Source organism: Streptomyces sp. AN091965, assembly GCF_022698285.1.
Taxonomy (GTDB): domain Bacteria; phylum Actinomycetota; class Actinomycetes; order Streptomycetales; family Streptomycetaceae; genus Streptomyces.
Genome location: NZ_JALDMY010000001.1, coordinates 4,007,024 through 4,019,167, shown reverse-complemented (window position 1 = coordinate 4,019,167; position 12,144 = coordinate 4,007,024). Strand labels below are relative to the sequence as shown.

Sequence of the window (12,144 nt, the reverse complement as noted above, 5' to 3'; positions counted from 1 at the left end):
TGGGCCAACCGTGCGTTACCGTGACAAAGCGGACCTACGGTGTCGTGGCCGCGTCCTTTCACAGCAGGGAGTAAGCAATGGCCAGCAAGGCTGAGAAGATCGTTGCCGGGCTCGGCGGCATCGACAACATCGAAGAGGTCGAGGGCTGCATCACCCGTCTCCGCACGGAGGTCAACGACGCGGGCCTGGTCGACGAGGCCGCCCTGAAGGCCGCGGGCGCGCACGGCGTCGTGAAGATGGGCACGGCGATCCAGGTGGTCATCGGCACGGACGCGGACCCGATCGCGGCGGAGATCGAAGACATGATGTGAGACCGGCCCTGCCGGTCCCGTGAAGGCCCCGTTCCCGCTGACCGGAACGGGGCCTTCACGCTGTCGCGGGGCGCCGCCGATCGCCGCTTCGCGGCCCCGTCCTCAAGCGCCGGACGGCCTGGATCTCCGAGCCCGTCCGGCGATTGAGGACGAGGCCGCAGGCCGATGAACGGGGGCTCCGGCGCCGGATAGGCTCACCGCATGTCTCGATTCGACGGTCGTACCCCCGCCCAGCTCCGTCCCGTTTCCATCGAGCGGGGGTGGAGCAAGCACGCCGAGGGCTCCGTCCTCGTCTCCTTCGGCGACACCAAGGTCTTCTGCACGGCCTCCGTCACGGAGGGCGTGCCCCGCTGGCGCAAGGGCAGCGGCGAGGGGTGGGTCACCGCCGAGTACTCGATGCTGCCGCGCTCCACCAACACCCGCGGCGACCGCGAGTCCGTACGCGGCAAGATCGGCGGCCGCACGCACGAGATCTCCCGCCTCATCGGCCGCTCGCTGCGCGCCGTCATCGACTACAAGGCGCTCGGCGAGAACACCATCGTCCTGGACTGCGACGTCCTCCAGGCCGACGGCGGCACCCGCACCGCCGCCATCACCGGCGCGTACGTCGCCCTCGCCGACGCCGTCTCCTGGGCGCAGGGCAAGAAGCTCATCAAGGCGGGCCGCCAGCCGCTGACCGGCACCGTCAGCGCCGTCTCCGTCGGCATCGTCGGCGGCGTGCCGCTGCTCGACCTCGCCTACGAGGAGGACGTCAAGGCGGACACCGACATGAACGTGGTGTGCACCGGCGATGGCCGGTTCGTCGAGGTCCAGGGCACCGCGGAGGCCGAGCCGTTCGCGCGCGACGAGCTGAACGCCCTGCTCGACCTCGCTGTCGGGGGCTGCGCGGAGCTGACCGCACTCCAGCGCGAGGCACTGGATTCGGCCAAGTAACCTCCGATGTAAAGGGGTTCGCCTCCCGGCGAGCAACCGTCCCGACGACCACGGGCGTTCTATGAGGTGGAGCGTGTGGGAACGACCGCACGCTCGCTCACCGCATAACGGGAGGGAACCATCCATGGCCGTGCGCCACCGCCGTGTCACCGTCGCCATAACCACCGCCCTGATCGCCGTACCGGCGACGCTCGGCCTGGTCGCCTGCGACCCGAAGGACGCCGTGGACTGCGTCAAGGCGGCCGACGCCGTGTCGGACGGCGCCGACGCGCTCCGGCAGGCCGCCCAGGACGCCGTCCTCTACCCGGACCGGAAGTCCGAGAAGCGCTTCGACAAGATCCGGGGCGACCTCGACGACATCCGCAGGGACCACGAGGACGACGAGGACATCAGCGAAGCCGTCGACGAGATGCAGAAGGCCGTCGACAACGTGGAGAAGGCCGTCGACAACGGCGACAAGACGCCCGACCTCCGCCCGATGGCGAACGCCGCGGGCAAGGTCACCAAGGCCTGCACGAACTGACGCGGGGCCAGGGCCGGGGCCCGCACGAACGGACGCGGCGGGGCGGCCGGGGGGGGCACACCCCCGGCCGGGCGGCCGGGTCCCGGCGACGGGACGGATACTGGTCCCATGACCCGTCTCATCCTCGCCACCCGCAACGCCCACAAGGTCACCGAGCTCAGGGCGATCCTCGCCGCCGCGGGCCTCGACCACGAACTCGTCGGCGCGGACGCCTATCCCGAGATCCCCGACGTCAAGGAGACCGGGGTCACCTTCGCCGAGAACGCCCTGCTCAAGGCGCACGCCCTGGCGCGGGCCACCGGCCTGCCCGCCGTCGCCGACGACTCCGGGCTCTGCGTCGACGTGCTCGGCGGGGCGCCCGGCATCTTCTCCGCGCGCTGGGCGGGGCGCCACGGCGACGACGAGGCCAACCTCGACCTGCTGCTCGCCCAGCTCGGCGACATCGACGAGGCCCACCGCGGCGCGCACTTCACCTGCGCCGCGGCCCTCGCCCTGCCCGACGGCACCGAGCGCGTCGTCGAGGGCCGGCTGCGCGGCACCCTGCGCCACGCCCCCGCGGGCACGAACGGCTTCGGCTACGACCCGGTCCTCCAGCCCGACGGCTCCACCCGGACCTGCGCCGAGCTGACGGCCGAGGAGAAGAACGCGATCAGCCACCGCGGCGAGGCGTTCCGCGCCCTCGTGCCGGTGGTGCGGGAGCTGCTCGGCTGACCCGGCGCGCACGGACGGCGAAGGGCGCCCCCGCGTGCGGCGGGGGCGCCCTTTCGTACGTCTGCTTCCGAAGGCGGCAGGTCCTTCGCGAGTGCGGCCGGAGGGACTCGAACCCTCACGGGTGTTACCCCACTGGGACCTAAACCCAGCGTGACTGCCAATTCCACCACGGCCGCGTGCCGCCCCATCGTAATGGGCGCCCGCCCGCGGTCGCCGGGCGGAGTCAGAACTTGGGCGCCGCGGCCCGCTCCTCGACCAGGTCGGCGGCCTCCTCCTCGGTCTCGACGCACGGCGGCGAGCCGCTGAGCGGCCGCTGCGCCGTCTCCTTCATGCAGGCGACCGCGGCGATGCCGACGCCCGCCGCCGCCATGGAGTAGTAGGCGGGCATCATGTCCGAGCCCGTGACGCTGATCAGCGCGGTGATCACCAGCGGCGCGGTGCCGCCGAACAGCGAGGCGGAGAGGTTGTAGCCCACCGAGAGCGAGCCGTAGCGCACCGGTGTCGGGAACAGCGCCGGAAGCGTCGCGGACATGGTGCCCAGCAGACACACCAGGGACAGGCCGAGCATCAGCATGCCCGCCGCGACTGCGACCAGCGCGCCCTGCTTGATCAGCAGGAACGCCGGGACCGGCAGCACCAGGAAGCCCGCCATGCCGGTCATCAGGAGCGGCTTGCGGCCGAAGCGGTCGGACAGCACGCCGATCCGGCTGATCACCAGCATCAGCGCGAGCATCGTCACGATGAGGATCACCAGGCCGTGCGTGTCGTCGTAGCCCAGCTCGTCGGTGAGGTACGTCGGCATGTACGACAGGAGCGTGTAGTGGGCGATGTTGTACGCGCCGACCAGGGCGACGCACAGCACCAGCGGCCGCCAGTACTCGCGGAAGATCCTGGCCAGATCGCCCTTGGCGGAGGTCTCGACGGCGGACGCGGCGTCGGAGGCGGGGTGGTAGCTCTCGTCCGTGAGCTTCTGGAACGCCGGGGTCTCGTCCAGGCGCAGCCGCAGATACAGACCGACCAGGCCGAGCGGGCCCGCCACCAGGAACGGCACGCGCCAGCCCCACGCCTCCATGGCGCCGTCGTCGAGCACGGTCGTCAGGATCGTGACCAGGCCCGCCGCGCCCACGTACCCGGCGAGCGTGCCGAACTCCAGGAAGCTGCCGAAGTAGCCGCGCCGCTTGTCCGGCGCGTACTCGGCGATGAAGGTGGACGCGCCGCCGTACTCGCCGCCGGTGGAGAAGCCCTGCACCATGCGGAAGAGGATCAGCAGCACCGGGGCCCAGAAGCCGATGGTGGCGTAGCCGGGGATCAGGCCGATGGCGAAGGTCCCGGCCGCCATCAGGATCATCGTCAGGGCAAGGACCTTCTTGCGGCCGACCTTGTCGCCCATCGGGCCGAACACCATCCCGCCGAGCGGCCGGACCAGGAACGAGACCGCGAAGGTGGCGAACGACGACAGGAGCTGGACCGTGCTGTTCCCGGACGGGAAGAAGACATGCCCGATGGTGACGGCCAGATAGCTGTAGATGCCGAAGTCGAACCACTCCATGGCGTTGCCGAGCGACGCCGCCTTCACCGCGCGGCGCACCGCCGCGTCGTCGGTGACGGTGATGTCGGTGCGCCGCAGGGGTGGGTTCCGGCGCCGTCTCACCGTGCGGAAGAGGAGGCGGTGACGCTTCACCGCCTCCGGGTCGGCGCCGGGGGCGAGGGGGTCGGCCCCCGGGTCGGCCTGGTACCTGCTGGCCGCCATGGAAGGAGTCCTTTCGGAGCGGGTGGGTCTCCAGGACGCCTACTCCGAGCCCGCGATCGCAAACGAAAGCCCCCTACTGGAGGGGGCTTTCTCACATCCGCCGCGGCGGCCGTGCGCGCTCGTCAGATGCCGAGATCGCGGATGATCTTGGCGACGTGGCCGGTCGCCTTCACGTTGTAGAACGCGTGTTCCACCTTGCCGTCCTCGTCCACGACGACGGTCGAGCGGATCACGCCCGTCACCGTCTTGCCGTACAGCTTCTTCTCGCCGAAGGCGCCGTACGCCTCCAGGGTCTCCTTGGCCGGGTCGCCGACCAGCGTGACCTTCAGGTTCTCCTTCTCGCGGAACTTCGCGAGCTTCTCCGGCTTGTCCGGGGACACCCCGATGACGTCGTAGCCCGCGGCCGCGAGCGCGTCCAGGTTGTCCGTGAAGTCGCAGGCCTGCTTGGTGCAGCCGGGGGTCAGGGCGGCCGGGTAGAAGTACACGATCACCTTGCGGCCCTTGTGGTCCGCGAGGGAGACCTGCTTGCCGTCGGCGTCGGGCAGGGAGAAGGCGGGGGCGGTGTCGCCGGGCTGCAGTCGCTCGCTCATTCTTGGGCTCCTCACGGTGCGCGTACGCACCAAGCTGTGGTGACGGAGACGAGCGTAATAGGGGTGCCGTGGGGTGCGGCGCGGGCGAAGCTGACAGACTGTGGAGGTCCGAGTACAAGGAACACACCCCACGGAGGCAGCGCGGTGTCGGATGCGGATGCCAGGACCCCTGCGCAGATCGAGGCGGACATCAAGCTCCGGCGCGAGCAGCTCGCCGAGACCCTCGACGAGATCGGGGTGCGGGTCCACCCGAAGACGATCGTCGGCGACGCGAAGGCGAAGGTCGCGGCCAGCGTGGACAACACCCTCGGGCGGGCCTACGTCGGGGCGAACCGCTTCGTCTCCGACGTGCGCGGTCAGCTCGTCTCGGCGGACGGCCAGCCACGCCTGGAGCGGATCGTGCCGGTGGCCCTGGTGGTCGTGGGTCTCGTGGGGCTCCTCGCCGTCGGATCCCGGCGTCGCAAGGGCTGACCCGGGGGCGTACAGGGCGCGTGCGGGCAGGTAGGTTCGGGGCGTGAGCGCCAAGACACAGGAATCAAGCACCCACGACGACAAGCTGCCGATCCGGATGCTGCACGACCGCGTGCTCGTGCGGCAGGACACCGCCGAGGGCGAGCGGCGCTCCGGCGGCGGCATCCTGATCCCCGCGACCGCGGCCGTCGGCCGCCGGCTCGCCTGGGCGGAAGTGGTCGCCGTCGGGCAGAACGTGCGCACGGTGGAGCCGGGCGACCGGGTGCTCTACGACCCGGAGGACCGGGCCGAGGTCGAGGTGCGGGGCACGGCGTACGTGCTGATGCGCGAGCGCGACCTGCACGCGGTCGCCGCGGACCGCTTCGAGGGCTCGGAGGACTCCACAGGGCTCTATCTGTAGCCCGTGCACAGGTGCGCGAAGGGGCTGGTGACCATGGTCACCAGCCCCTTTTGCCTGCCTTTTGCTACCGTGGAGGGACCCCGACGAGACGCGCCGTACCGGGCCCCGCAAAGACGACGCACCCCTGAAGTCTCGTTCTCGGAGGTGCCGTCATGGCCTGGGTCCTGCTCATCATCGCCGGTCTGCTCGAAGTCGGCTGGTCGATCGGCATGAAGTTCACCGAGGGGTTCACCCGCCTGTGGCCGAGCGTGTTCACCGGCGCGGGCATCGTCGCGAGCATGGTCCTGCTGTCGTACGCGGCGAAGACGCTCCCCATCGGTACGGCCTACGGCGTGTGGGTCGGCATCGGCGCCGCGGGCGCCGCGGTGGTCGGCATGGTCGCCCTGGGCGAGCCCACCACCGCGGCCCGGATCTTCTTCGTCTGCCTGCTCCTCGTCGCCGTGGTGGGCCTCAAGGCGACGAGCGGTCACTAGGGCCTGTCCCTAGGGCCTGTCCGACGGGCCGGCGCGGGGAGCTGCGCGCCAGCCCCCGCGCACCCGCGCCGCCAGCCCCCGCGCACCCGCGCCGCCAGCCCCCGCGCACCCGCCCCGTCAGTCGTCGCGGTCCCGCCCACCGGGCCCCACGGTGAGCCCGCCGAGGGCCCCCTGGGCGGCCCCGCCGCCCTGGCCCCCGTCGTTGTCCCCGGTGGCGCCCCCGCCGTCCGCACCGCCGCCGCCCTGCGTAGCGCCCTGGTCCTGGCCGCCGGTCGGGTCCTGCGTCTGGCCGCCCTGGTCCCGGCCGCCCTGGTCCTGGCCGCCCTGGCCCTGGCCACCGGTCGGCTCCTGGGTCCGGCCGCCCTGGGTCTGGCCGCCCTGGTCCGGTTCCTCGGACGGCCCGCCGTCCGTGGCGCCGCCGGTGTCGTCGCCCTCGTCGGGGTCCTGCGCCGTCTGCGACGGGTCCGGCGCGACCGGCTCCTCGGAGCCCGGCTCCAGCTGGAGGTCGAACTCCTTGACGGGCTTGCCCTCCAGGGCGTCCTTGGTGAACTGCGCCCACACCTTCGCCGGGTAGCCGCCGCCGTTGATGCGGGTCTCGCCGAGCGCCCCGTACAGCGGTGTCTGCGTCGCCGTGACCGGGTCCTGGCCCATCACCGCGACCACGGTGGCGAGGTCGGGGGTGTAGCCCGCGAACCAGGCCGCCTTGTCGTTCTCCGCCGTGCCCGTCTTGCCCGCCGCCGGGCGGCCCGCGGCGAGGGCCTCGCGGCCGGTGCCGGACTGCACCACGCTCTGCAGGATCGACGTCGTCGTGTCGGCTGCCTCGCGGCTCACCGCCGTCGACGTCTTGCGCTGCGGAAGGGCGATGTCCTGGCCGTCCTTGCTGATCTTCTCGACGAGCGTGTACGTGCCGTGCTTGCCGTGGTTGGCGAGCGTCGCGTACGCCTCGGTCATGTCCAGGACGGACGCCGTGGACGGGCCGAGCGCGATCGACGGGGACGCGGTCAGGTCCGGCGTCTTCGCCGGGACGCCGAGCGAGACCGCGGTCTCCTTGACCTTGTCCGAGCCGACGTCGACGGCCATCTGCGCGTACACCGAGTTCACGGACTTGTCCGTGGCCTCGCGCACGCTGATGTCGCCGTACTGGTAGTCGTCCTCGTTGGCGGGCGCGTACGTGCCGCCGTCCCAGCCCTGGACCGGGCGGCGGTTGTTGCCGTCGTAGACCGTGTTCGGCGTGATCGGGCGGCCGTCCTGCGTGGTCGAGTCGTTCTCCACCGCCGAGGTGAACACGAACGGCTTGAAGGTCGAGCCGACCTGGTAGTCGCGCCGGGTCGCGTTGTTCACGAACTGCTTCGTGTAGTCGATGCCGCCGTACATCGCGACGACCTTGCCGGTCTTCGGGTCCACCGACGCGCCGCCCACCCGCACGTCCTTGTCGATCTTGCGGGCCTTCTTGTCGATCTTCGACATGACCTGCTCGTCGACGGCCTTCACGAAGGCGTCCTGCTTGGGCTTCTGGAGCGTGGTGGTGATGCGGTAGCCGCCCTTGCTGAGGGCGTCCTCGTCGACGATCCGGTTCTCGATCAGATAGTCCTCGACGGCCTTCACGACGTAGCCGCGCTGGCCGGAGAGGCCCGGCGCGCCCTTCGCCTGCTCCGGCATCGGGAACTTGACCTTGTCCCGCTCGGCCCGGTCGAGCCAGCCCTCCTTGACCATGCCGTCCAGGACGTAGTTCCAGCGCGCGACGGCACGCGGCTTGTTCTCCGGGTGCGTCGCCACGTCGTAGGCGTTGGGGGAGTTCACCAGGGTCGCCAGGTACGCGCCCTGGCCGACGGACAGGTCCTCGACGTCCTTGCCGTAGTACGCCTGCGCCGCGGCCTGCACGCCGTACGCGCTGCGGCCGAAGTAGCTGGTGTTCAGATAGCCCTGGAGGATCTCGTCCTTGCTCACCTCGCGGTCCAGCTTGATCGCGATGAAGAACTCCTTCACCTTGCGCGAGACCGTCTGCTCCTGCGCCAGGTAGTAGTTCTTCACGTACTGCTGGGTGATCGTCGAACCGGACTGCTTGCCCTTGCCGGTGAGCGTGTTCCAGCCCGCGCGGAGCATCGCCTTGGGGTCGACGGCGGACTCGCTGTAGAAGTCCCGGTCCTCGGCGGCGAGGACCGCGTGCTGGACCTTCTTGGGCACCTTCGAGAGCGGCACGTTCTCGCGGTTGACCTTGCCGTCGCGGGCGATCTCGGTGCCGTCGGAGTACAGGTAGACGTTGCTCTGCTTGGTGGCCATGGCGTTGGCCGGCGGGATGTTCACGAGGAAGTAGCCCGTCATGAACGCGCCCACGCCGAGCAGGATGAACAGGATGAAGGCGCCGAGCACCATCCGCCAGGTCGGGAAGAGGCGCCGCCAGCCCTTGCGCTTGGGCCGCTTCGCCTTCTTGCCCTTCTTGCCCTGCTGGCCGGGCGCGACGGGCCCGGCGGGGCTCGCCCCGTCGCCGTCGCCCGCCCCGCCCTCGTCGGGGTCGCGGGGCGCCCAGCCCTGCGGCCGGCCGTTCCCGGGCTCCTGGTGCGCGGCGCCGGGCCCCTCGGGCCGCACGGGCCGCAGCCGGGTGGTGGCGGGGCCGCCCTTCGCCGCCGCCCCCGCTGCCCCGGCGGCCGCGGCCCCCTGGGCACCGGCCTTGACGGGGCGGATCTGCTGGGTCGCGGGGTCGTTCGCCCCGGCGGCCGGGGTGCCCTGGGGCGGCGCGGCGGAGCCGTTCTTGCGCAGGGGCGCGGCGCCGTCCCCGCCCTTGCCCCGCGGCGCGGCCCCGTCCCGGTCCGTGACCGGCCGGATCTGCTGGGTGGCGGGGTCGGGCGCGCCCCGGCCGGGGCGCGCGGCGGGGTCATCCGGACGCGCGGGCCGGTCACCCTTGCCGGGGACGCCCGGGCGCCCGGCGTCGGCGGGGCGGCGGGCCCCCTCGGGGGTGTCCTGGCGCGGGGCCGCAGGCCCGTCCTCGGGGGCGGCGGGCTCCCCGGGCCCGTCAGCGGGCCCGCGCCCGGGGCCACGCTGCTGCTGCGGCTCGTCGCTGCTCATGTCTCGCGGAACTCCCAGTTCGCGTCGTACGCCTCGTACGACCCATTGCACACTGTCTCCGCATGCCCTTCTGACCAGGCACGCGCCGCGCGGCGAAATTGCCTGGCACGGACGGCCCCGCTCACATTAGGCTCCTGCGCTTCGGTCCGGACACACGGTCCGGGCGCCCGGCCTGGAAGCGGGACGAGGCTCTCTGAAAGGGATGTGCGTGAGAACAGGACGGTTCCGCTTGTACGCGGCCGTCGCCGGAGGAAACTTCCGGAGATTCGCCACATACCGGATGGCGACGCTGGCGGGTGTGTTCACCAACACCGTGTTCGGGGTGATCCTGGCCTACACCTACAAAGCCCTCTGGGACGAGAGACCCGGACTAGGAGGATACGACCAGGCGCAGGCGCTCACGTACGTCTGGCTCGGTCAGGCCCTCCTGATGACCGTCGCGGCGATGGGCGGCGGCTTCGAGGCGGACCTGATGGAGCGCATCCGCACCGGCGACGTGGCGACCGATCTCCACCGGCCCGCCGACCTCCAGGCGTGGTGGCTCGCGAGCGATCTGGGCCGGGCCGCGTTCCACCTTCTGGGCCGTGGGGTGGTGCCGATGATTTTCGGGGCGCTCGCCTTCCAACTCGCGCTGCCGACGTCCCCGTTGACCTGGCTCGCGACGCTCCTCGCGGTGTTCCTCGGCGTCGTGGTCAGCTTCGCCCTGCGCTATCTGGTGGCGCTCAGCGCCTTCTGGCTCCTGGACGGCGCGGGCGTGGCCCAGATCTCCTGGCTCGCGGGCACGTTCTTCTCCGGCATGCTGCTGCCCCTGAACGTCTTCCCCGGCGCCCTCGGCGAGGTCGCCCGGGCCCTGCCCTGGTCGGCGCTGCTCCAGGTGCCCGCGGACGTGTTCCTCGGCAAGCACACGGGCACCGGGCTCCTCGCGATCTACGCCTTCCAGGCCGCCTGGGCGGCGGGGCTGCTCGCCCTCGGACGGCTGCTCCAGGGCGTGGCGACCCGCCGGGTGGTGGTCCAAGGTGGCTGAGTCGCTGCGGGAGCGGCCCGAGCCGCTGCGCGGGCGGGCCGGGGGACCGGCGTCCGGAGGCCTCGGTGCCCCGCTGGGGCCGCTCGGCAGGGCCCGCGAGGGCGTGCGCGCCTACCGTCTGATCACCGCCATGTGGATCCGCTCCACGATGGCGTACCGCGCCTCCTTCGCGCTGACGGCCTTCGGGAACTTCGCGGCGACCGCGCTCGACTTCGTCGCGATCCTGCTGATGTTCTCCCAGGTGGACCGGCTCGGCGGCTACGGCCTCGGCGAGATCGCCTTCCTGTACGGGGTGGCGTCCACCGCCTTCGGCGTGGCCGACCTCGCCATGGGCTCCATGGAGCGGCTCGGCACCCGGGTGCGCGACGGCACGCTCGACACCCTCCTGGTCCGCCCCGTGCCGGTCCTCGCGCAGGTCGCGGCCGACCGCTTCGCGCTGCGCCGCCTCGGCCGCATCACCCAGGGCCTGCTGGTCCTCGCGTACGCCTTCTGGAGCGTGGACATCGCCTGGACGCCCCTGAAGGTGCTCCTCGTGCCGCTGATGCTGATCAGCGGGGCCGGGATCTTCGCCGCCGTCTTCGTGCTCGGCGCGGCCTTCCAGTTCGTCGCCCAGGACGCCTCCGAGGTGCAGAACTCCGTCACGTACGGCGGCAACACGCTGCTCCAGTACCCGCCGACCGTCTTCGCCGACGACCTGGTGCGCGGGGTCACCTTCGTCGTCCCGATCGCCTTCGTGAACTGGCTGCCCGGCCTGTACGTCCTCGACCGCCCGGCCCCGCTGGGCCTGCCGGAGTGGGCCGCCTTCGCCCCGCCGCTCGTGGCCCTCGCGTGCCTGGCGCTCGCGGGGCTCGCCTGGCGCGCGGGACTCCGCTCGTACCGCAGCACAGGGAGCTGACTCTTACGTGGACACCGATTTCGTGGACACCGACGCGTTCATCACCCTCGACGGCGTCGAGAAGGTCTTCGACGTCCGCAGGAGGACCGGCTTCCTGCGCCGCGAGCGGCACGAGGTGCGGGCCGTCGACGGCATCACCTTCCGGGTGCCGCGCGGCGAGATGGTCGGCTACATCGGGCCGAACGGCGCGGGCAAGTCGACCACCATCAAGATGCTCACCGGCATCCTCACGCCCAGCGGCGGCCGGCTGCGGGTCGCGGGCATCGACCCGGCCCGCGAACGCACCCGCCTGGCCCGGCACATCGGCGTCGTCTTCGGCCAGCGCACCACCCTGTGGTGGGACCTGCCGCTGATCGACTCGTACCGCCTGATGCACCGGATGTACCGGATTCCGGACGCCCGGTTCGCCGAGAACCTCGACCGCTGCGTCGAACTCCTGGACCTGGGCGCCCTGTTGGACGTCCCCGTGCGCCAGCTCTCGCTCGGCCAGCGCATGCGCGGCGACATCGCGGCGGCGCTCCTGCACGACCCGGAGGTCCTCTACCTGGACGAGCCGACCATCGGCCTCGACGTGGTCAGCAAGGCCAAGGTCCGCGGCTTCCTGCGCGACCTGAACGCCGAGTCCGGCACCACGGTCCTGCTCACCACGCACGACCTCACCGACATCGAGCAGCTCTGCGAGCGCGTCATGGTCATCGACCACGGGCGCCTGATGTACGACGGCCCGCTCGACGGCCTCCACGAGGCGGGCCAGAGCGAGCGCATGCTGATCGTGGACCTGGAGCACGAACTGCCGCCCCTGGAGGTCGAGTCGGCGCGGGTCGTGCGCACCGAGGGCCCACGGCAGTGGCTGGCCTTCCCCGCGGACGCCTCCGCGGCCCCTCTGGTCGCGGCGGTCGCCGAGCGCTATCCGCTCGTCGACCTCTCCGTGCGCGAGCCGGACATCGAGGCCGTCATCGCCAAGATGTACGCCGACCGGGGGACCTCGTAGGCTTCGGGG

The 12,144-nt window shown here is 71.8% G+C and carries 13 protein-coding genes, 1 tRNA gene and 1 riboswitch; of the genes, 10 read left to right on the top strand and 4 right to left on the bottom strand.

From position 1 onward, the window contains the following. Window positions 1–77: 77 nt before the first annotated feature. The 4 genes from MQV74_RS16840 to rdgB all read left to right on the top strand — a co-directional run bounded on the left by MQV74_RS16840 (window position 78) and on the right by rdgB (window position 2,478). The gene (locus tag MQV74_RS16840) at window positions 78–311 is read left to right on the top strand and encodes a glucose PTS transporter subunit EIIB (protein ID WP_030686811.1); all 234 of its coding nucleotides are present in this window, start codon (window positions 78–80) and stop codon (window positions 309–311) included. Between the two features lie 201 nt (window positions 312–512). Continuing rightward, window positions 513–1,244 (top strand): ribonuclease PH, encoded by a 732-nt coding sequence (rph, locus tag MQV74_RS16835; RefSeq protein WP_242718527.1) that lies wholly within the window; start codon window positions 513–515, stop codon window positions 1,242–1,244. Between the two features lie 124 nt (window positions 1,245–1,368). Beyond that, window positions 1,369–1,767: a hypothetical protein gene (locus MQV74_RS16830; RefSeq protein ID WP_030686815.1), complete on the top strand. Its 399-nt coding sequence runs from the start codon at window positions 1,369–1,371 to the stop codon at window positions 1,765–1,767. A gap of 108 nt (window positions 1,768–1,875) precedes the next feature. After that, entirely contained in the window at window positions 1,876–2,478 is a 603-nt protein-coding gene (gene rdgB, locus MQV74_RS16825) for an RdgB/HAM1 family non-canonical purine NTP pyrophosphatase (RefSeq protein ID WP_242718525.1), read from the top strand. Between the two features lie 92 nt (window positions 2,479–2,570). Here the strand turns inward: rdgB and MQV74_RS16820 are convergent. From MQV74_RS16820 to bcp, 3 genes are all read right to left on the bottom strand, one after another. Next, window positions 2,571–2,654 (bottom strand) — tRNA-Leu (locus MQV74_RS16820). Between the two features lie 47 nt (window positions 2,655–2,701). Further along, window positions 2,702–4,228 (bottom strand): glycine betaine/L-proline transporter ProP, encoded by a 1,527-nt coding sequence (gene proP / locus MQV74_RS16815; RefSeq protein ID WP_242718523.1) that lies wholly within the window; start codon window positions 4,226–4,228, stop codon window positions 2,702–2,704. Between the two features lie 122 nt (window positions 4,229–4,350). Then, window positions 4,351–4,818, bottom strand: a complete 468-nt coding sequence (gene bcp, locus MQV74_RS16810) for a thioredoxin-dependent thiol peroxidase (protein WP_030686824.1) — start codon at window positions 4,816–4,818, stop codon at window positions 4,351–4,353. Between the two features lie 144 nt (window positions 4,819–4,962). Here bcp and MQV74_RS16805 point away from each other — a divergent pair, with 144 nt between their 5' ends. From MQV74_RS16805 to MQV74_RS16795, 3 genes are all read left to right on the top strand, one after another. Further along, complete coding sequence (locus MQV74_RS16805; RefSeq protein WP_138959940.1) at window positions 4,963–5,289, top strand: DUF3618 domain-containing protein; 327 nt, start codon at window positions 4,963–4,965, stop codon at window positions 5,287–5,289. A gap of 97 nt (window positions 5,290–5,386) precedes the next feature. Then, window positions 5,387–5,689 carry a GroES family chaperonin gene (locus MQV74_RS16800; protein WP_051707732.1) on the top strand — a complete coding sequence of 101 codons (303 nt, stop codon included), beginning with the start codon at window positions 5,387–5,389 and terminating at the stop codon, window positions 5,687–5,689. Between the two features lie 52 nt (window positions 5,690–5,741). Continuing rightward, a riboswitch (guanidine-III (ykkC-III) riboswitch) is annotated at window positions 5,742–5,812 on the top strand. A gap of 29 nt (window positions 5,813–5,841) precedes the next feature. Further along, window positions 5,842–6,162, top strand: coding sequence for a DMT family transporter (locus tag MQV74_RS16795; protein ID WP_242718521.1), 321 nt, complete (start codon window positions 5,842–5,844; stop codon window positions 6,160–6,162). A gap of 117 nt (window positions 6,163–6,279) precedes the next feature. On the opposite strand, the gene MQV74_RS16790 is transcribed toward MQV74_RS16795, so the two are convergent. Then, window positions 6,280–9,225 carry a transglycosylase domain-containing protein gene (locus MQV74_RS16790; RefSeq protein WP_374120632.1) on the bottom strand — a complete coding sequence of 982 codons (2,946 nt, stop codon included), beginning with the start codon at window positions 9,223–9,225 and terminating at the stop codon, window positions 6,280–6,282. 202 nt (window positions 9,226–9,427) lie between these two features. On the opposite strand from MQV74_RS16790, the gene MQV74_RS16785 reads away from it, so the two are divergent. From MQV74_RS16785 to MQV74_RS16775, 3 genes are read left to right on the top strand one after another with little or no spacing between them, the layout of a single operon-like run. Next, window positions 9,428–10,249, top strand: coding sequence for an ABC transporter permease (locus MQV74_RS16785; RefSeq protein ID WP_242718519.1), 822 nt, complete (start codon window positions 9,428–9,430; stop codon window positions 10,247–10,249). Then, window positions 10,242–11,144, top strand: coding sequence for an ABC transporter permease (locus tag MQV74_RS16780; protein ID WP_374120631.1), 903 nt, complete (start codon window positions 10,242–10,244; stop codon window positions 11,142–11,144). The genes MQV74_RS16785 and MQV74_RS16780 overlap by 8 nt, the downstream gene beginning before the upstream one ends. 7 nt (window positions 11,145–11,151) lie before the next feature. After that, the gene (locus tag MQV74_RS16775) at window positions 11,152–12,135 is read left to right on the top strand and encodes an ABC transporter ATP-binding protein (protein WP_374120630.1); all 984 of its coding nucleotides are present in this window, start codon (window positions 11,152–11,154) and stop codon (window positions 12,133–12,135) included. Window positions 12,136–12,144: the final 9 nt, after the last annotated feature.